Consider the following 20282-nt stretch of genomic DNA (forward strand, 5'->3'; position numbering starts at 1 on the left):
ATAAAAAGGACCATGTAAAATGTATTCTTCGCTGGCAACTGTCAGGGAATTTTCGGAAATTTGCATCTATGAGTATTAAAGAAAATTATAAATCCATAAAAGACCAGCTGCCATTCAATGTTCAGCTGGTTGCTGTTTCGAAAACCCATCCCGCTTCTGCAGTACAGGAAGTATATGATCTGGGACAGAAAGTTTTTGGAGAAAACAAGGTTCAGGAACTGATGGAGAAATCCCCTCTCCTTCCTCAGGATATCCAATGGCACCTTATTGGCCACTTACAGACCAATAAAGTAAAATACATTGCTCCTTTTATAGATACGATACAAAGTGTAGATTCTGAAAAATTATTATCAGAAATCAACAAAGAATCTGGAAAGAATAACAGGATCATTAAGGTTCTCCTGCAGGTAAAAATTGCGGCTGAAGAAAGTAAATTCGGGCTGGAAATTGCTGAAGCGAAAGATCTGTTTCAGCAGTATGTTGAAGGTCATTTCCCTAATGTTGAAATCACGGGTTTAATGGGAATGGCAACATTCACAGATGATGAACAACAGGTCAGAAATGAATTTTCAATCCTAAAGGGACTTTTCGATGAATTAAATCAATCAAAAACGTTAAATACATTATCCATGGGAATGAGTGATGATTTCCCGATAGCTATTGAGTGCGGTGCTAACTCTGTGAGAGTTGGATCGGCAATTTTCGGAAGAAGAGACTATTCAAAATAGAATATTTAGGTACAGTTTTTGCTAATAATTGAAACAAAAAATTTAAATTTGCAACTATGCAAAAAATCCTTATAGTAGAAGACGAAAAAGCAATCTCGGGAGTACTTCACAGTATTCTTTCGGATGAACTAACCGATTATGAATTTGTTATCGCTGAAGACGGCCTTGAAGGTTACAAGCAGGTAGAGAAAGAAGATTTCGCACTGGTGATTTCTGACATTAAAATGCCTAAGCTTTCAGGAACTGAACTGTTGAAGCAAAGTCTCGCATTAAAACCAGAAACTACTTTTATCATGATCTCAGGCCACGCAGATATTGACTCTGCTGTTTCCTGTTTGAAAGAGGGCGCATACGATTTTATCTCCAAGCCAATTGATATCAACAGATTGATTACAAGTGTGAAAAACGCTTTGGTGAAGGAAACCCTGAAGAAAGAAAACAAAAATCTTCAGACTGAAAACAAAACCTTAAAGAGAAAAGTAAATAAAAAATACCAGATGATCGGTGATTCTCCTGCTCTTCAAAAGATTCAGGATATGATCGAAAAAGTAGCCGTTTCTGATGCCAGAGTTCTGATTACAGGACCTAACGGTGCCGGAAAAGAATTGGTAGCCCATGCCATTCACAACCAAAGTGAACGTGCAAGAGGCCCTATGATAGAGGTAAACTGTGCTGCAATTCCGTCTGAACTTATTGAATCTGAACTTTTCGGACACGTAAAAGGATCTTTTACAGGAGCTATTAAAGATAAGCAGGGAAAATTTGAACAGGCTAACGGTGGTACCATCTTCCTTGATGAGATTGGTGATATGAGTCTTATTGCTCAGGCTAAGGTATTGAGAGCTCTTCAGGAAAGCAAAGTTTCTCCTGTAGGAAGTGATAAAGAAATAAAAGTTGACGTAAGAGTAATTGCGGCAACCAATAAGAATATGCAGAAAGAAATTGAAGAAGGGAAATTCAGAGAAGACCTTTACCACAGACTTTCTGTTATTGAAATCTATGTTCCGCCATTGGACGACAGAAAAGAAGACATCAAATTGCTGGTTGAACATTTTTCAGGTATGATTGCTGATGAGCATGGTACTGCTGTGAAAAAGTTTGACGATAAAGCTGTTGATGCTTTAAAAGCGCTTTCATGGACTGGAAATATCAGGGAGCTAAGGAATGTTGTAGAAAGATTGATTATTCTTGGTGGAAACACTGTTTCCGAAGGTGACGTTGCAAGTTTTGTAAGGAAATAATAAAGCTATTATTTACGATATTATAAAAAATTGCAGTGTTACCACTGCAATTTTTTTTTGCCCTATTTGAATTATAAACTATATGAATCTTAAAATATTATGAAATTTTTAAACAAAAACTATACAAAAGAATGCCTGACTTTGGCTCTGCCTGTGATGCTTACCCAGGTGGGGCAGGTTTCGGTAAACTTATTCGATAATATTATTGTCGGAAAGCTTTTGGGTGCTGATGCGTTGGCATCCGTTTCATTGGGGAATGCCGTGTTTTTCTCCATATTTGTTCTAGCGCTGGGCTTTTCATTTGCCATTCCGCCATTGGTTTCTGAAGCACATTCAAGAGAGGATCATGCGACGATTAATTCTGTTTTCAGCCATGGGTTTATCATCAACATGTCTGTTGGGGTGATTCTGATGGTAATTTTACTTTTAGGGATGCCACTACTCTATCACTCCGGGCAGCCGACCAAGATTATTCCTGATACAGTAGGGTTCTTAAGTATAATGGTAATCAGTATGATTCCATTTATGGCATTTCAAACCCTTCGCGAAGTTTCTGAAGGTTTATCTTATACCATTGGAGTTACAAAGGCAACCATTATTGCAAATATCATCAATATTGCCTTAAACTATGTTTTTATCAAAGGACTTTGGGGAATTCCTGCAATGGGAGTACAGGGATCTGCTCTGGCAACCCTGATTTCCAGAATCTTCATGGTTGTTTTTCTTTATTTTGTTTTGGTGAAAGAAGAAAAAACAAGACGTTACATCAAAGATTTCTCTTTAAAAATTAAGGATTTCTCAAAGCAAATGTTCGATAAAATGGTGAAGTTGGGATTACCTACAGCTTTACAGATGTTCTTTGAAGTAACCGCTTTTGCCGGAGCAGCATTTATCTGTGGATTGATTTCTGCTCATGATATTGCTTCTCACCAGATCGCATTAAGTATGGCTTCTTTCACCTTTAACTTATGTGTCGGGTTTAGTGTTGCTTCTACGGTAATGATTGGTAGAAAAGTTGGTGAACAGAACTTTGTAGAACTTAGAAAGGTAGGAATCAACAACCTTAAGATTGCTTTTATTTTTATGTGCATCTGTGGATTGGTGTTTATTCTAGGAAGAAATATACTTCCCACCTTCTTCACGAAAAAAGAAGAAGTGGAAGTGATTACACTGGCTGCAAAATTAATGATCATTGCTGCTTTATTCCAGCTTTCTGATGGAATACAGGTAACTGCTTTAGGAATGCTGAGAGGGTTACAGGATGTAAAAATTCCGTCTATCTATACCTTCATCGCCTATTGGGTGATTACCATCCCATTGGGATATTTCTTCTGTGTCACTTTGGAAATGGGCGCATTCGGGATGTGGATTGCTCTTGGACTGGGTTTGACGGTTTCCGCTGTTTTCCTGGTAAAGCGATTCCTGAATATGTCTGCGAAAAAAATTAAGCAGAATTCATAAAAACAAAAAGGCTGTTTCAATAACTGAGGCAGCCTTTTTTATATTTGTTAATTTACAGCAGAACATTGATTTATGTCCTTTCTCAGATCTACATGATTATGTATATTTTCTAAACATAAATTGCACAAATTAAATTCACAAATAGACACAATTTTCTACTCAGCTTAATCTATTCTCTTTCCTAAGATCTTCAGGCTTCTTTCAACACCATCCAAAATTGCTACATTAGGCAGATTTCCCCAGTCTTCAAATCCGAAATACCTAAACAGTTTCAAACTTGGCTCATTATGGAGGAAAATAAGAGCTACCAGGTTTTTCACCCCAAATTTACCTGCATTATCAATACAATACTGAAGAATGGTTTTTCCATATCCCTTTCCCCTACAGGTTTCGTCCAGATAAATGCTTACCTCCACCGTTCCACTGTATGCTGCTCTTTCATGGAATGAACTGAAGCTTACCCATCCGATCATCTCATTTTGTTCATCTTCAACCACCCAAAGAGGTCTTGTCTGAGGATTGTGTTCTTCAAACCATTTTAGCTTGCTTTCTACAGAGACCTCTTCCATATCTGCAGTCACCATTCTTGAGGCAATTGTTGAATTATATATAGCTACGATTTTATTTAAATCTGCCAATTCAGCATTTCTGAACTTTAATTTTTCCATTGATGAATATTCGACTTAATTTTACACAAAAGTAATAAATTTTAAAAACACCCCATAAAAACCAATACTCAATTATTAAATTTTAATATCTAAAGCAAACACACCCTAAAAAAAACACAATTATTTTTTAAACAAAACGCAAAGACGCGATAGAATTGAAAATCCAATATTTTAAGGCGCAAGGATTTTATCTTCGATAAAATTGAATGCTGTATATTTTTTAATACCCAAAATGCTGAAAATCTTTGATTGTCCTATGCCATAAAATTATAAATAATTTAAAAAAAACTTTGCGATTTCCAACAAAGAATAAGAATATTCCTTATATATTTTTTCAACAAAATCATTTCAGATCCTTTAAGATTCTATTGAGACTTCTGACTGTTATTCCCAGATAGGCCGCCATATCTTCTTTTGAAATCTGAATTCCCTGTTCAGATTGCATGTTCATTAATTGTGTTACCGTATGCTCTACTGTATAAAGCTGTTGATAGGAAGCTCTGCTGGAAGTATTGATAATTCGTTCTGCAAATGAATCCAGCAATAGATGATTTAGGGACAGGTCATTCTTGATTAAAGATTTAAAAGAAGAAATAGAGGTTTCATAAACGATTACCTCAGATATTGCTTTTACCCCGCATAAACAGCTGATATTTTTAATCAATTCTACTTCTCCAAGGATTTCGCCGTTTCCCAGAAATTCGACAATATACTCCTTTCCGTTTTCTTCGGTGAAATAGCATTTGGCAATCCCTTCTTTGATCAGCATAACCTTTGACAGCGGCTGATCCTGAACCAAAATATCTTCATCCCTGGAAAAAGACTTTAAAACGACTTCCTCTCTACCCTCCTGCTTATGATAAAGCTCTTCAAAATAACTTAAAAATGCCTGATTTGTTCGTAACATATGGATCCGGGACAAATGTCCTTTGCTTATTGAGTTTTTATACTGAATTTTGAGAACAGAAAATTACAAAACAAAAATGAATAATCATATTACTACGATTGCCTTTGATGCAGATGACACGCTTTGGATCAACGAACCTTATTTTCAGGAGGCAGAAAAAGAATTCTGTACACTGCTTGAGGATTATCTTCCGCAACATTCCGTATCACAGGAATTATTTAAAACAGAAATGCAGAATCTCCATCTGTACGGTTACGGAGTAAAGGGATTTATGCTTTGCATGATTGAAACCATTGGCAGGGTTTCCAATAACACCGCTCCGTTAGAAATGGTAAACAAAGCCATTCACCTAGGTCAGAATCTTCTTCAGAAACCAATTGAATTATTGGATGGGGTTACAGAAACTCTTGAAAGTTTAAAGGGAAAATACCGACTGGTTGTTGCTACAAAAGGAGATCTTCTGGACCAGGAGCGGAAACTGAAAAATTCAGGATTACAGGACTATTTCCATCATATTGAGATCATGAGTGATAAAAAAGAAAATGATTACATAAAGCTTCTGAAACATCTGGATTGCAAACCTGAAAACTTCCTGATGCTTGGGAATTCTATAAAATCAGATATCCTTCCGGTATTAGAAATCGGAGGTTTTGCCGCTCATATTCCTTACCATGTCACATGGAGCCATGAACAGCATGATATAAACCTGGAGCATCAAAATTTTATGGAGCTTAAGAATGTTGATGAAATTCTGAGGCATCTTTAAAACCCGATAAATTTTAAACCATTAAGATTTATTAAGCTAATAAGATCATTAAGATGAGCTTCGCTTTAAGTGATAATATCTATAAAGTTTTCGTTAATTCTTTTAACTTCCTTATTATATTTTTAAACAAAAAAAAGAGACTGTTTGTGATAAACAGTCTCTTTTGTAATTTATTTCTTCAAACACTTTTCAAGGAACTGATCCTGCTCCCATAAAAGGTGTAAGATATTTTCTTTAGCCTGATATCCATGAGCTTCTTTTGGAAGAAGAACCATTTTTACCGAAGCACCAAGATTTTTCAAAGCCTGGAAGTATCTTTCTGTCTGTAAGGTGAAAGTTCCCGGGTTGTTATCTGCATCACCATGAATCAGAAGAAGTGGTGTTTTCATTTTATCTGCGTTCATGAACGGAGACATCTTGTTGTAAATCTCCGGAATATCCCAGTAATTTCTCTGCTCGCTCTGGAACCCGAATGGTGTCAACGTTCTGTTATAAGCTCCGCTTCTTGCAATTCCACATGCAAAAAGATCAGAATGCGTCAGAAGGTTAGCTGTCATAAAAGCACCGTAAGAATGTCCTCCTACAGCTACTTTCTTTCTGTCAATATATCCCAGGTGATCTACTGCATCAATTGCTGCCGCTGCATTTGCTACCAACTGAGGAATGAAAGTATCATTAGGCTCTGTTTTTCCTTCACCAATAATCGGGAAAGCTGCGTCATCCAGAACTGCATATCCTTTCGTTGTCCAGTATACAAATGATCCGTAATAAGGGAAGGTAAAGTCGTTCGGGTTTTGGGTGTTTTGTCCTGCTGTATTTTTATCTTTATATTCAGTAGGATAGGCCCAGATCAGCAACGGAAGTTTCTCTTTTTTCGCTTTTCTGTCGTAATTAGCAGGAAGATAAAGAGTTCCAGTTAAAGTAACACCATCATTTCTCTTGTAAGTAATCACTTCTTTGTAAACGTCTTTGATGCTTTCAAAAGGATTGGCGAAGTTAGTTACGGCTTCTGCTTTATTAGATTTAATATTCTTTTTGAAATAATTAGGATAAAGGCTTGGTGACTGTTGAGTCGTAAGAATTTCACCCTTTGAAGCATTAAGAATATCAATGATCTCTTCTTTACCGTTTTTTATAGTAGAGGTATAAAGTCTTTTCTTTTTCAGTGATTTCACATCCATTTCATCAATAAAAGGATGCTGTCCGTCTTTGGTAAATCCGTCTCCGATCAGATAGGCTTTTCCTCCTTTCATATCGATTACATATCTTCCGTACTGGTTTTTTGTTGTGTTAAAATGCCCCGGGTCACTGTAAACATCCTGATAATTTCTGTCATCAAACACTTTAAATTCCCCGTTGTTAGTATCTATCAGGTAAGATTTTGTATTTCTTGTGTCATACCATCCTTCAGAAACAATGGCATAATGATCATTGGTCCAGACTACGTCATCATATCTCTGCTTCGTTTTGAAGAAAGATTTTGGTACTGCTGTAAATGGTGCTTCCCATGTAAATATTTCGTCTCTGTAATCCGCTGTTTTAGACTGATCTCCTCCATCCAGAGCTTCAGCATAAGTAAGCGTAGCAGGAGCATCACTTCTCCATCCCATATCTCTTTTTCCGGTTCTTACCGATGAGAATCCTTTCGGCATGATTTCATTCAAAGGAACTTCGTTTACTGTTTTTACAGCATTTCCTTTCATATCATATATAACTGTTGTAGATGGAAATCTGTTGAGCGGAACGATATAGGAAAACGGCTTTTTAATCGTCGTAGCCATAAGATAATTTCCGTCCGGAGAAAAACTCAAGCCGGCATACATATCCTGATCTTTCAGTTTCTTAAGATTTCCTGTAAGATCTACATTATAGATTTCAGAAGCAGTAAGCGTTTCGAAGTTTTTCTCGTCCTGAGGATTTTTCAAAAGATCCTGATACGTCCTGTTTTGAGAGACTTTACCATCTGCTGTTGAAACAATCGGGCCTGTCGGAAGATCTTTGGCTGCATCTATAAGAGCAGGTCTGTTTTGTGGAAGTGTTCTGATCAGGAAGCTTTGAGAATCACTATACCAAACATAAGGCATTCCCAAGTTGGCATTCAGATTATCAGCGGTAATTTTTTTTGCAGAAGCAGTTTCCATATCTACGATCCACAACTCTACTCCTTTATTTGTTGTATTGGTAAAAGCCAGTTTCTTTTCGTCCGGAGAAAACGAAACGTATGCAATTTTTGGATTGGAAGGCAGGTTTTTTACCTGAATCTCATTTTTATCATTGATCTTTCTGATCTTCAGATCATTTGAGTAGGTCATGCTGCTCGAAATATTAGTAACCGGATTGATCCTAAGTCCGCCAAGCTTCATTTCACTCTGACTGAGATCTTCCAGTGTTTTATATGTTGGACGATAAGTAAAAACTACCCAGTCTTTTTTGCTGTTCATCAGAACACTTGGAGGTCTTTGATAATCTGCAAGTTTTAAAATTTCAGCAGAAGGCTTCTGATAAGTAATATTTTCCTGTGCATCATAAAAATTGAGAAATGCCAATAGGCAAATAGTCAGTTTTATCTTCATATAAATTCATTTTCTACGAATGTAGTGAATTTTAACATATTTCTAATATTAAAAAATAAGACTCTTTTCAGTGTCATATTTGTTTTTTTATTACTTTTATCTTACAAATTAAAATAATATGAAAAATTTAAGAAAATTATCAAAGAGCAATCTGAAAACAATTAAAGGAGGAAGTGCACCATTATGTGATCCGGGATACATGGCTTGCAGAGTAGGTAAAACTCCAAGTGGTGCTCCTATCTGGGATTGCTTGCCAAATTGCAGATCTTAAAAAACAAGAAAGGCACTTCATGTTGAAGTGCCTTTCATATTTTATATTCTTATAAGATTACCAGTCTGATGCTCTTTTTCGTCTTTCAATCATATGATCTACTGAAACTTTACCAGCTCCGATTACCATGAGTAAAAGATAAACGGAAAGATAGACAAGTGCCATTTCTCTTTTTTCAAAAGGATCTGCTCCATGTACTGCAAAAGCAGCGATAATCATGGTAAAGATCAGAAAACCTAAAGAAACTCTTGTAAAAAGCCCTAATATAAGTAGTATTGAACAAACAAATTCAGCAAAAACCGTAAGAATCAGAGAGATCTGAGGGCCAAGTCCCATAAAATCGAAAAACTCGATTTTACCGCCCTCCAATAGCATCTGAAGTTTTGGAAAGCCATGAGACAGCATTGCAAAACCAACAAACACTCTCACTGCTAATAAAATAACATCTTTAGGTATTGAGCTCCAATTTGAATTATTATAGTTCATTTACTAAAAAATTTATACTAAGGTAATAAAAATCTTTTAATACAACGGGATTCCGGCTATTTTAGTTTATCTGTAACCGAAATTTTTAAGATCTCTGTCGTTCTTTCTCCAGTCTTTTTTCACTTTTACAAATAAGTTTAAATGAATTTTTTTGGTGAAAAACTTTTCCAGGTCTAATCTCGCTTCAGTTCCTACTTTCTTGATAGCTTCTCCTTTGTGCCCGATAATAATTCCTTTCTGGGTATCTCTTTCTACATAAATAATTGAGTCTATGAAGATAATTCCTTCTTTTTCTTTGAACTGCTCAGTCACTACCTCTACTGAGTATGGAATTTCCTTATCATAATTTAAAAGGATTTTCTCACGTATTGCTTCGTTTACAAAGAATCTCTCGGGTTTATCCGTATATTGGTCTTTATCGTAGTAAGGAGGATTTTCAGGAAGCAGAGATTTTATTTTAGGTAAAATGACTTCTGTATTAAAGGCATTTAAAGCAGAAATAGGCAGAATTTCAGCTTTCGGAATTCTATTGTGCCAGTCTTCCACTAATTTTTCAAGGCCTGCCTGATCGGTCTGGTCTACTTTATTTAATAAAAGAAGTACAGGTACAGGGATTTTATTCAGTTTATCAATTAAAAATTCTGATGGTTCCGCTTTATCGGTAACGTCTACAATAAACAGGAAAACATCGGCATCCTGCAAAGAATCCTTTACAAAATCCATCATTTTTTCCTGTAATCCGTATTTTGGATCCAATACTCCCGGAGTATCGGAAAATACAATCTGAAGGTCATCTTCATTATAAATACCAAAAATTCTGTGGCGGGTTGTCTGAGCTTTCTGCGTCACAATCGCCAACTTCTCTCCCATTAATTGGTTAAGCAAGGTCGATTTTCCCGCATTGGGCTTTCCAACTATATTTACAAATCCAGCTTTGTGCATAAAAATAATATTACGAACTGCAAAGTTACTAAAACAAAATTGGTCTTTACGGTTAATCTTAATTTTTAAAGGAAAAAAGAGAGTTATACTTTGAAATATAGCATGAGAAAAAGAAATGTACAGAGGGATGATTGCTTGGCTAACCACCCCGTCAAAAATTCTTTGAATTTTTGCCACCTCTCCGAAGGAAGGGAATTTTTGCTCTTTCCATTGTAATTTTGACGATAAATAACTTTAATTATGATCACATTCACTACAAGATTTTTGATAAAAATTATAAGATAATTTTGTATTGCATTGTCTAAAACTGATATTTTTGAATATTAGAATTCATCTTTATGAATATAGACCAGATTCTTGACAAGGTTTACCTTCTTCCTGAAGCATCAAAAAACAGTTTGAAAGAGCATATCACCGAGATTTCACATCCTAAAGGATTTTGCCTGATGGAAGCTGACAAAGTGATTCCTTATTTTTATTTTATCCGTAAAGGGATAGCACGTGCCTATTCTTCAACTGCCGATAATGATATTACATTCTGGTTCGGTAGTGAAGGACAATGCATTCTTTCTATGAAAAGCTATGTGGAGGACAAACCCGGCTATGAAAGCATCGAATTGCTGGAAGACTGCGATCTGTACAGAATGGAAACGGAAAGCCTCAGAAAACTGTTCAATGAAGATATTCATATTGCCAACTGGGGCCGAAAACTGGCAGAAGCCGAGATGATAAAATCCGAGGAACTGATTATTTCCAGACAGTTCAAAACATCTTTGGAACGTTATAAAGATATTATGGCTTATCAACCTGAACTGCTAAAAAGGGTTCAGCTGGGGTACATTGCGTCGTACCTTGGGATTACACAAGTAAGTTTGAGTAGGATACGGGCCGAAATCAAGTAGATTAAAAAATTGAAGGATTAAATGATTTAAAAATTCTGTGATTCTTAATTTATGTTTTGGCTAAAGCCAACGGAATATTTTTTTATATTATAAGCGGACTAAAGTCCGCTCCTATTGATATGACAACCCTTTTACTTCCATCTTCATTCTTCCAGCTTCCATCTTCTTTTTCATTTTTTAACAATTGTAAAATTTTTTTTCCTGTCAAATTCTGAACTTTGCCGTAGAAAAATTTAAAAAAATGAATTGGTTAATATTAGTTATCGCTGGATTATTTGAAGTTGCCTTCGCATCATGTCTGGGAAAGGCAAAAGAAACATCAGGAACTGAAATGTACCTGTGGTATGCGGGTTTCCTGATAACCATGACCATCAGTATGGTTTTATTGATTAAAGCGACCCAAACCTTACCTATTGGTACTGCATATGCGGTATGGACGGGAATTGGAGCGGTAGGAACGGCTTTAATGGGAATTATCTTCTTTAAGGATCCTGTAAGCTTTTGGAGAGTTTTCTTTATTGTAATGCTTATTGGTTCTGTAGTAGGTTTGAAAGCCGTTTCTTCATCGCACTAAAAGGCATAAATTTCTATCTATATTTAAAAATGGAACCGTCTTCATAATGAGGGCGGTTTTTTTAGATTATACTTTGATCACAAAAAAGACCTGCCATTTTCTGACAGGTCTTTTTTATTTTTTATAAACTATAGGTAAGATTTCATTGTGTCTTAACCCATATTTTTTAATTTCTTCTTCTGAGAATTTCTGTGAATAGAAGTTCGGATCTGTTTCAAAGCCAGCTTTTCTTAAGCGGTCAAAATAATCCATTCCGTACCAACGTACATGATCGTATTGGCCAAAGTGTTTCTGACGTTCTTTCGGATCTTTAATGGTAAAGTCTTCATAGGTTTTCTCCAATGAATTTTTCATCGGAACCTGAAGAATTCCCCATCCGCCGGGCTTCATTACCCTGTATAATTCACTTATTGCTTTGGCATCGTCTTCGATATGTTCCAGAACGTGGTTACAGAAAATAATATCAAAACTTTCGTCTTCAAAAGGTAAATCCAGGATATCAGCCTTTACATCTACAATCGGAGAATATAAGTCTGCCGAAATATAGTTCAGGTTACTCATTCTTTTGAATTTTCTTAAAAATTCCTGTTCGGGAGCAATATGCAGAACTTTATAATTCTTAATAAAAAAATCAGTTTCATTCTGAAGATACAGCCACATCTGGCGGTGTCTTTCCAGACTTAAAGTTCCGGGAGAAAGAGCATTTTCCCTTTGTTTGCCATATCCATACGGAAGAAATTTTCGGTAAGATCTTCCATCAATAGGATCATAAAACTGATCTCCTTTGAAAAACTGGTAAATAAGCGGTCTTGCCCAAATACTCATTTTAATAAGCATAGGGCGTGGAATTTTATTCAGTAAAAGTTTCGTTACCTTTTTCATTAAAAATCCAGTTGGAACTGCTTTTCTTCGTCACTTACAATCCCCAGAGCTTCATAGACATAGTCAAATGTTGAAAGCAATACCGGCTTACCATTGATTACCGCTACATCATGTTCAAAGTGGGCAGATGGCATATTATCAAGAGTCGTTACTGTCCAGCCGTCATTATGGAACTTCACTTTCTCAGTTCCCATATTAACCATCGGCTCGATAGCAATCGCCAAACCGTCTTTAATTATTTTTCCGCTTCCCTGTCTTCCGTAGTTAGGAACCTGTGGATCTTCATGCATTTTTCTTCCTAAACCGTGTCCTACAAGCTCTCTTACTACTCCATATCCTTCTTTTTCACAATGTGCCTGGATTGCATGGGAGATATCTCCTATTCTTTTTCCTCTGACAACCTGCTCAATTCCTTTGTATAAAGATTCTTTGGTCACCTGCAGTAATTTTTTAACCTCAGGCTTCACTTCCCCGATTTCAAAAGTGTAGGCATGATCTCCTACGAAACCGTTAAGAATAACTCCACAGTCTACGGAAAGAACATCTCCTTCTTTTACTACATCCTTGTTTGGAAAACCATGAACTACCTGCTCATTCGGAGAGATACAAAGAGAATTCGGGAATCCTCCGTATCCTAAAAATGCAGGCTCAGCACCATGATCTTTAATAAAATCATGAGCCAGTTTATCTAAATATAAGGTCGTAATGCCTGGTTTAATTTCTTTTGCCAACATTCCCAATGTTTTAGAAACCAGTCGGGCACTCTCCTTCATCAGACGTAATTCGTCTATCGTTTTTAATTGAATCATTATTGTATAGATGTTAGATATCAGATGTTAAAAGCTAGATTACAGCATGATGTGTATTTCTATATTATAACAATCTACAGACTTTCTCTGATCAAAAATAGAAGCTTTGATTTGGTATTATAAAACTAATTTCTAATATCCGGCTTCTCATTTTTATCCTACCAGAAAAGTCCTTTTTTCTTTTCTTTTTTTAGTTTTGAATAGGCAAGAACTTCTTTCCCTTCTACACGGAATTCTATTCTTTCCTGAATAATATTGTAGATCTCACCCCATCCCGGGAATCCTCCTAAATTTCTGTCGTCAATAAACCAATCTGCATCTAATTTTCTGGATTGTGTTTCATGATCAAAAACTTCTCCTTCAAAACTTGAATTCACGGCGTAAAATTCTATTCCGTTTTTTTGACAGAATTCTACAGCTTCATCTAATGTTTTTCCATGTCTGTAAGTCCAAAGTATAAGTCTGAATCCTTCAGCCTGAAGTCTTTTCAATGTTTCGAATGCAAAAGTTTTTGGTTTTCCGATTGCCGGGTAAGCATCATCAACAATAGTCCCGTCAAAGTCAACAGCAATCTTTTTATTATTTAACATTTTGTTGTTTTTTTAGCTTTGCAAAGATAAGAAATAAAAAGAGTGCCCAAAAGAAAGGCACTCAATACTTTTATATTTTAAATAATAATGTAAATTTCATTAGCTTTTTACCCAGTTAAACTGGAACTGAAGATCCGGAGTAGAAACTCTGTCTGTGATCTTCTGAAGCCTTGCAGGAAGCTTCATCAGGTATTCCTGAGCTTTTTCTGCTTTTTCTGTAAGTCCTTTCACATGCTCAATTTTCCATTCATCTAAAAGGTCTTTCATAATATTGATATAATCCTGACCTGTGTATACCATACATCTTTGTGCAGCATCTGAGAAATGTCCCCAAAGCTCTCCGGCTTTTTGTCCGGACTGTCTCATAAGGTGAGCAGGCATTACGATCTTTTTACGCATCATATCTTCGAATGCAAGAATCATTTCTGAAGGGTCTACTTCAAGGATTTTCGCTACGAAATGCTTGTATGCTTTAGCGTGTCTTGCTTCGTCTGCAGCAATTACACCACACATTTTTGCCAATTTTCCGTTTCCGGATTGTTTAGCCAATGTACCTACTCTTCTGTGAGAGATATTGGTAGCTGTCTCCTGGAAACTTGTATAGATAAAGTTTCTGTACGGGTCCATACTTGTTCCCAAATCGAAACCATCATTGATCAGGTATTGAGTGGTAATTTCAACTTCTCTCATGTTTACTCTTCCGCACAGATACAGATATTTGTTTAATAAATCTCCGTGTCTGTTTTCTTCAGCAGTCCATGCTCTTACCCAGTTGGCCCAGCCCAGTTTTTCTTCCTGATTGATTCCGTCAACTCCCATTAACCAAGACTCATAGGAAGGAAGAGCTTCTTCTGTGATACAGTCCCCAATCAATGTTACAAAAAGATCGTAAGGCATTTCGCGGGCAAAAGTCTGGATTTCCTCTAAGTCGTGTTTAAATTCTTCGCTTGAAGGATCTGGTAAATAATCGGAAGGCTGCCATATTTTTTCAATTGGCGTTAAAAATTTATCAAGAAAAGAACCTACTTCCTTTTCCAATAATCCCATTACTTCTTTCCTTACAAGCTTTTGATACATTTTACTATTCAGTTTTAATTTACAAAGATATGATTTATTTATTATTTGGCGCATAATAAAGTATGCAACTCATACTTTATCTGACATAAATCATAAAAGAATGCCGCCATACAAGGTATAACGGCATTCTTTTGACAATATTATTGAATTTTAATCAACTAAAACATCTCCGGTCATTGCAGCCGGTATTTCAACGCCCATTACTTTAAGGATTGTAGGCGCTACATCCCCCAGTTTTCCTGGTTTCAGATTCCAGGTATGGTCTTTATCCATTACAATGAAAGGCACAAGATTGGTTGAATGCTGTGTATTAGGAGTTCCATCCGGATTCATCATCACATCTGAATTTCCGTGATCGGCAAGAATAAAAACAGCATATCCGTTTTCATAAGCAGCGGTTGCTACTTTTTCGATACACTGGTCTACTACTTCGGCAGCTTTTACAGCGGCTTCAAAAACTCCTGTATGTCCTACCATATCTGTATTGGCGAAGTTCAGACAAACAAAGTCAGCATTTCCCTGTTCCAGTTCCGGTACGATTGCATTGGTAATATCATAGGCTGACATTTCAGGCTTCAAATCATAAGTAGGAACATCTTTCGGGCTTGGGCAAAGCAGTCTTCTTTCTCCTTCAAATTCTTCTTCTCTTCCTCCTGAAAAGAAGAAAGTAACGTGTGGATATTTTTCTGTTTCTGCGATTCTGATCTGAGATCGTCCATTTTTTTCAAGAATTTCCCCCATTGTTTCCGTCAAAACGTTTTCGTCAAAAACAACCTGTACATTCTGGAATGTTTTATCATAATTCGTTAGCGTAATATAATAAAGGTTCAGTTTCTTCATAGAATATTCCGGAAAATCCTTCTGAGAAAGAACTTCTGTAATTTCTCTTCCTCTGTCTGTACGGAAGTTGAAGCAGATCACTACATCATTATCAATAATTTTTGCTACCGGCACCACATTTCCTGTTGCAGTAGTATTCATTAAAATGATGGGTTTCAGGAATTCATCTGTAACATTATTATCATAGGAAGTCTTGATCGCTGCCAAAGCATCCGTTGTTGGTTCGCCTACTCCTTCTACAAGGGCATCATAAGCTAATTTTACGCGTTCCCATCTCTTGTCTCTGTCCATCGCATAATATCTTCCTACCACTGTTGCCAGCTTTCCGGTAGTAGCATCCATATGCTTCTGAAGTTCGTCAATAAACCCGAATCCGGAATGAGGATCACAGTCTCTACCATCGGTAAATGCGTGAACAAATACGTTCTCATTTAAACCGAATTCTTTTGCAGCCGTCAGTAATCCTTTTAAGTGATTGATATGTGAGTGTACTCCTCCGTTGGAAACCAACCCTATGAAGTGTACTTTTTTATTTTCTTTTTTTGCGTATTCGAAAGCATCCTGAATCACTTTTTCCTGACCCAGTGTTCCGTTTTCAACCGCCATATTCAGTTTCACCAGGTTCTGGTAAACCACTCTCCCTGCTCCGAGGTTCATGTGCCCAACTTCAGAATTTCCCATCTGTCCGGCAGGAAGACCTACAGCCAGTCCACTCGCTTCAAGCGTAGTATGCGGAAATTTTTTGTAACAGCTGTCTATGAATGGTGTATTTGCTTTATCTATTGCAGAAACGTCCGGGTTTGTTCCCAATCCCCATCCGTCAAGAATTGCCAGTATTGCTTTTTTTGACATTTTGTAAAACTTTTGTTAGACAAATTTACCTAATTTCCTATGAATAGAAGAATTTGAAGTCTTGAATTTTTTTGATTACTGATCATCAGGGTGATATCGCAGATAATCAAACCCTGTCAAGGTGTAAAACCTTGACAGGGTTGAAAAATTGAAATTTCATTGATTATTTCAGTTCATTAATCCGTAAATCTTTTTAATTTTGCGGTATGGATTTACGAGATCAATTGAAGAATCTTTTTCCTGATCATGAAGAGCAGGATTTTGAAATGCCTGAAGAGCAATTCAAGCAGAAAGAACCTTTGGTATGCAAGTTTGAGAAAAAAGGGAGAAACGGCAAGCCTGTAACTATTGTTGAAGGCTGGGAAGGCAGTGAGGAAGACCTGAAAAAAATCTCAAAGAAAATAAAAACCACCTTAGGTATAGGCGGTTCTGAGAAGGATGGAACGATTATCATTCAAGGAGATAACCGTGATAAAATAATGAATATCCTTAAAGAAATGGGATATAAAACCAAACGTGTTGGCGGATAGATCTAGAAGTAGATCTGCGTATCCGGCAGTAGGGTTTTTAAATTTTCAATTGTAGATTTTTCTATAGGATTTCCTGTAAGAATCAAAGTTTTCAGATTTTTCAACTGCTTGATTTCTACAGGAATATATTTCAGATTATTGTTAGCAAGATTCATACTGACTACACTTTTCAGCCCTTTTACTTTGGGTGAAATTTCCGAGATATTATTTCCACTTACATTCAGAAATTCAAGATGCTGAGCTTTGAAAAGGTTTTCCGGAAGCTTGTTGATGGCATTCTGCTGCAGTTCAAGATATTTTAAGTTTTTAGGAAAAGACAAATTACCAAGGTCATTAATCTGATTATCAGAAAGATTCAGAAATTTAAGATTTTTGATCTGATCCAGTCTGTCAGCAATAAAACTGATCTGATTTCCCTGAAGGTTAATTTCTTCCAACGCTGCAATTTTCATAAGTGCTTCGGGGAAGGTATTCAGATTGTTGGCATCAAAATGTACTACTTTTAAGTTCTGGAGCTTTGCAATATTGGGATTAATGCTTGTCAGACTATTCAGATTCATTGAAAAAGTCGTCAGTTTCTTCAGCTTGCTTACCTCATCCGGGATGTATTTAATGCTGTTTTCATTCACATTTAAAATCTCCAGTTCTTTCAACTCAAAGAGTTCCTGATCCATTTTCTCAAGCTTATTGGCCATGATATTCAGAAAGAATAAGGAATCAAGCTTCACGATCTGAGGAGGAAGATTAAACAATCCTTTTTCTCTGAAACTCATACTGTACACTGCTTTTTTACTGCTTAAAGCATCTTCAATATTGGTAAAAGTAGGATATTTCACAGGATCAATCTGTGCATTGATCTGAGAAAGTGATAGTATGGAAATAAGTAAAAAAAACTTTTTCATAAACATAAAAAGGTCTGCCAGCGACAGAAGCCACTGACAGACAAGAATTATAAATAATTTATTTCTTTACAAGTTTGACTGTTTTCTGGAAACCTCCTTCAGCTTCAATATTTAAAACTAAAACACGAGATCCTTCCAACTGTTGTGTGAAATCCAGGTCCAATACTTTGTTTGTCCCGTTAAACTTCTTCGTAAATACGATTTTTCCGTCCATGCTGTAAGCGGTCACTGAAATATCTTTCAATCCTTTTACTGAATTGATTTTTACAATTCCTGAAGTAGGGTTTGGCGCTACCGTTACTATATTTTCTGCAGTTTTGTTGTCGATAGTACCTAAAGTTCCTTCAGTTCCTAAGTTATTTTTAAGTGCAATTACGATGGTTGCCGATTTTCCTTTATAATTGATTGTATTTCCTGTAGCATCCACATCTGTAGAGATTGTTGAGTCCGGGTGCTGAATAGAGAAGAAACCAAATTTATGATCAGGCGTAAATGTAAGTCCTGTAGGCTCTGAACCTGCCGGCATAGAAGCAAATAATTTCACTTTAGGGTTAGCCTGTGTATGATCCGGAGCAATTACCCAGATGTAGTTTTTACCTCCATCCTGAAGTACCCAAAGGTTTCCAAGTTCATCAAAAGTAAGGTTATCATTTCCGTCTCCCCAAGCTTCAGATTTCATTCCCTGAGCTGTATTGAAAGAATATACAGAAGAACCTCCTCCTACGAATGTTTCTACCTGAGAAGCTGTAGTTCCGTTATCCTGTAGACGGTATACTCTGTCTAATCCTTTTGCTGTAAAATAGATTTTTCCGTCCAATGGGCTGATGTCAACATCTTCTACTCCATTAAATTTTGTTCCGCCCAATGACTGTGCAAGTGATGCCGTATTATTCTGGTCTGCTTTGGTTTTATTAGGAACCTGAACCCACGTTGCTGTAGTTCCTACCGGATCTCCCGCAGTTGATAATCCCTGATCTAATTTTAAAACATACAGATTTCCTGAAGAAAGGTTATTCGGAGTATCCATTACATATTTATACACCATGTGCGTTCCACCGTCTTCCCCATAATAAGCAGTTGTTCCTGTATTATTCACCACTACATTTTCGTGGTTCATGATTCCCATCTGCCAAAGTTTTCCTTTAGATCCGTCAGTATTTTTAGAAATCACCTGAGCTGTTGCAGGATCAATTTCTACCAACCAACCGTAATCTTTGTATCCGTCATTGTTCACATCATTGGAAGTCACAGACTCTTCAGCGGTTACTACGGTTCCCCAAGGTGTAATTCCTCCTGAACAGTTTCTGATGGTTTGTACCAGACTTGGATCTGAGAAACTTACCGCTCTTGATTTTGTCAGTTGCCAAAGCTTTGAAGTTGCATTATAATTGATTTCTGCCATGGTAACTCCTCCTGGATTCGTTTCATGGTTTACAGAAAGATATCCGTTCGTACTGCTTCCTGTTTTTGGAACATAAGCTGTAAAGTCATTCTGGCCTCCCACTAATCCTCCTCCTTCTGTATAACTGTCTCCTTCTTTTAAAATAAGCTGGTATTTGTGTTCAGCAGGAATGATTAACTTATCAGTCTGTGCTGTAGGAACAATTGAAGTAAAGCAGCTGATGTGTGTTCCGCTACAAGCAACAGGAATGGTTGTGTTAGGTGTAGTTTTCAGGTAAGCATCAATTCTTAAATCTGAACTGGTTGTGCTTCTGTTGTGCAATTCTATAGAAAGTCTGTTGACACCGTTTACAAATTTTGATTTTGGAATCGTGAAAAGGTTATAAACACTTTCTGCTGCTCCATCTATAGTTGTAGATGAAAAAGTATTGAATGTAACAGCACCAGCAGGCATGTTGTCTCTTACTACTTCCTCTCCGTTAAGGTATACTATAATACCGTCATCTCTCATTATTCCCAATTCCATATTATCGGAAAGCGTAGAAAGATCTACTGTAAAATCTTTAGCAAAATAAGCTGTAGTAAGCCCTGAGTTGATGGTTGTAGTTACAGGATCTCCATATCCTAACGGACCGTTTCCTACCGCCCATGTTGAAATGTCATAAGTCTGGGCATTCCATCCGGCAGGCTGAGCCTGATTGTTATCTTTGTAGCTCCAAGATGCATTCTTATTGAATATCAGAGTTTGCGCCTGAATACCAGAACTGGCCAGTATAGCCAAAGCTCCCACTGTTAGTAGTTTTTTCTTCATTTTTTATTTGATTTATTAGACACTGCAAAACTATTTTTTTAGAGCTTTTACTCTGTTAATAGGATTTTA

Annotated in this window: 20 protein-coding genes; 8 read left to right on the top strand and 12 right to left on the bottom strand. The window is 36.7% G+C overall.

What is annotated here, in order from left to right:
* The first annotated feature begins 68 nt into the window (after positions 1-68).
* The 3 genes from LC457_RS04980 (at position 69) to LC457_RS04990 (ending at position 3430) form a co-directional block, all read left to right on the top strand.
* Entirely contained in the window at positions 69-728 is a 660-nt protein-coding gene (locus LC457_RS04980; protein WP_223598884.1) for a YggS family pyridoxal phosphate-dependent enzyme, read from the top strand.
* 56 nt (positions 729-784) lie between these two features.
* Positions 785-1969, top strand: coding sequence for a sigma-54 dependent transcriptional regulator (locus LC457_RS04985; RefSeq protein WP_223598885.1), 1185 nt, complete (start codon positions 785-787; stop codon positions 1967-1969).
* A gap of 99 nt (positions 1970-2068) precedes the next feature.
* On the top strand, positions 2069-3430 hold the full coding sequence (locus LC457_RS04990; RefSeq protein WP_223598886.1) for an MATE family efflux transporter: 1362 nt from the start codon (positions 2069-2071) through the stop codon (positions 3428-3430).
* 164 nt (positions 3431-3594) lie between these two features.
* On the opposite strand, the gene LC457_RS04995 is transcribed toward LC457_RS04990, so the two are convergent.
* Together LC457_RS04995 and LC457_RS05000 are read right to left on the bottom strand one after the other, a co-directional pair.
* Positions 3595-4098, bottom strand: coding sequence for a GNAT family N-acetyltransferase (locus LC457_RS04995; RefSeq protein ID WP_223598887.1), 504 nt, complete (start codon positions 4096-4098; stop codon positions 3595-3597).
* Positions 4099-4441: 343 nt separating this feature from the next.
* Positions 4442-5005 (bottom strand): Crp/Fnr family transcriptional regulator, encoded by a 564-nt coding sequence (locus LC457_RS05000; protein ID WP_223598888.1) that lies wholly within the window; start codon positions 5003-5005, stop codon positions 4442-4444.
* 76 nt (positions 5006-5081) lie between these two features.
* Here LC457_RS05000 and LC457_RS05005 point away from each other — a divergent pair, with 76 nt between their 5' ends.
* A complete protein-coding gene (locus tag LC457_RS05005) occupies positions 5082-5771 on the top strand; it encodes an HAD family hydrolase (RefSeq protein ID WP_223598889.1) in 690 nt (229 codons plus the stop codon).
* Positions 5772-5941: 170 nt separating this feature from the next.
* Here LC457_RS05005 and LC457_RS05010 read toward each other — a convergent pair whose 3' ends face one another.
* On the bottom strand, positions 5942-8344 hold the full coding sequence (locus LC457_RS05010; protein ID WP_223598890.1) for a S9 family peptidase: 2403 nt from the start codon (positions 8342-8344) through the stop codon (positions 5942-5944).
* 118 nt (positions 8345-8462) lie between these two features.
* Between LC457_RS05010 and LC457_RS05015 the strand changes: the two genes are divergently transcribed.
* A complete protein-coding gene (locus LC457_RS05015) occupies positions 8463-8615 on the top strand; it encodes a hypothetical protein (RefSeq protein WP_223598891.1) in 153 nt (50 codons plus the stop codon).
* Positions 8616-8672: 57 nt separating this feature from the next.
* Here the strand turns inward: LC457_RS05015 and LC457_RS05020 are convergent, their stop codons facing one another.
* Both LC457_RS05020 and era read right to left on the bottom strand, forming a co-directional pair.
* Positions 8673-9101 (bottom strand): DoxX family protein, encoded by a 429-nt coding sequence (locus LC457_RS05020; protein ID WP_223598892.1) that lies wholly within the window; start codon positions 9099-9101, stop codon positions 8673-8675.
* A gap of 66 nt (positions 9102-9167) precedes the next feature.
* Complete coding sequence (era, locus tag LC457_RS05025; protein WP_047384549.1) at positions 9168-10043, bottom strand: GTPase Era; 876 nt, start codon at positions 10041-10043, stop codon at positions 9168-9170.
* Between the two features lie 338 nt (positions 10044-10381).
* On the opposite strand from era, the gene LC457_RS05030 reads away from it, so the two are divergent.
* Both LC457_RS05030 and LC457_RS05035 read left to right on the top strand, forming a co-directional pair.
* Positions 10382-10945 carry a Crp/Fnr family transcriptional regulator gene (locus tag LC457_RS05030; protein WP_223598893.1) on the top strand — a complete coding sequence of 188 codons (564 nt, stop codon included), beginning with the start codon at positions 10382-10384 and terminating at the stop codon, positions 10943-10945.
* A gap of 241 nt (positions 10946-11186) precedes the next feature.
* Complete coding sequence (locus LC457_RS05035; RefSeq protein WP_223598894.1) at positions 11187-11519, top strand: multidrug efflux SMR transporter; 333 nt, start codon at positions 11187-11189, stop codon at positions 11517-11519.
* A gap of 114 nt (positions 11520-11633) precedes the next feature.
* On the opposite strand, the gene LC457_RS05040 is transcribed toward LC457_RS05035, so the two are convergent.
* The 5 genes from LC457_RS05040 to gpmI all read right to left on the bottom strand — a co-directional run bounded on the left by LC457_RS05040 (position 11634) and on the right by gpmI (position 16569).
* Positions 11634-12401, bottom strand: coding sequence for a class I SAM-dependent methyltransferase (locus tag LC457_RS05040; protein WP_223598895.1), 768 nt, complete (start codon positions 12399-12401; stop codon positions 11634-11636).
* Positions 12401-13210: a type I methionyl aminopeptidase gene (gene map, locus LC457_RS05045; protein ID WP_223598896.1), complete on the bottom strand. Its 810-nt coding sequence runs from the start codon at positions 13208-13210 to the stop codon at positions 12401-12403. The genes LC457_RS05040 and map overlap by 1 nt, the downstream gene beginning before the upstream one ends.
* A gap of 158 nt (positions 13211-13368) precedes the next feature.
* Positions 13369-13800, bottom strand: a complete 432-nt coding sequence (locus LC457_RS05050; RefSeq protein WP_223598897.1) for a BT0820 family HAD-type phosphatase — start codon at positions 13798-13800, stop codon at positions 13369-13371.
* A gap of 99 nt (positions 13801-13899) precedes the next feature.
* Positions 13900-14877 carry an acyl-ACP desaturase gene (locus LC457_RS05055; protein ID WP_223598898.1) on the bottom strand — a complete coding sequence of 326 codons (978 nt, stop codon included), beginning with the start codon at positions 14875-14877 and terminating at the stop codon, positions 13900-13902.
* Positions 14878-15027: 150 nt separating this feature from the next.
* Positions 15028-16569: a 2,3-bisphosphoglycerate-independent phosphoglycerate mutase gene (gpmI, locus tag LC457_RS05060; protein WP_223598899.1), complete on the bottom strand. Its 1542-nt coding sequence runs from the start codon at positions 16567-16569 to the stop codon at positions 15028-15030.
* Between the two features lie 206 nt (positions 16570-16775).
* Here gpmI and LC457_RS05065 point away from each other — a divergent pair, with 206 nt between their 5' ends.
* Complete coding sequence (locus tag LC457_RS05065) at positions 16776-17099, top strand: translation initiation factor (protein ID WP_034696743.1); 324 nt, start codon at positions 16776-16778, stop codon at positions 17097-17099.
* Positions 17100-17101: 2 nt separating this feature from the next.
* Here the strand turns inward: LC457_RS05065 and LC457_RS05070 are convergent, their stop codons facing one another.
* Together LC457_RS05070 and LC457_RS05075 are read right to left on the bottom strand one after the other, a co-directional pair.
* On the bottom strand, positions 17102-18001 hold the full coding sequence (locus LC457_RS05070; RefSeq protein ID WP_223598900.1) for a leucine-rich repeat domain-containing protein: 900 nt from the start codon (positions 17999-18001) through the stop codon (positions 17102-17104).
* Between the two features lie 58 nt (positions 18002-18059).
* The gene (locus tag LC457_RS05075) at positions 18060-20213 is read right to left on the bottom strand and encodes an alkaline phosphatase PhoX (RefSeq protein ID WP_223598901.1); all 2154 of its coding nucleotides are present in this window, start codon (positions 20211-20213) and stop codon (positions 18060-18062) included.
* Positions 20214-20282: the final 69 nt, after the last annotated feature.

The organism is Chryseobacterium sp. GVT01B (assembly GCF_019970045.1).
GTDB lineage: Bacteria > Bacteroidota > Bacteroidia > Flavobacteriales > Weeksellaceae > Chryseobacterium.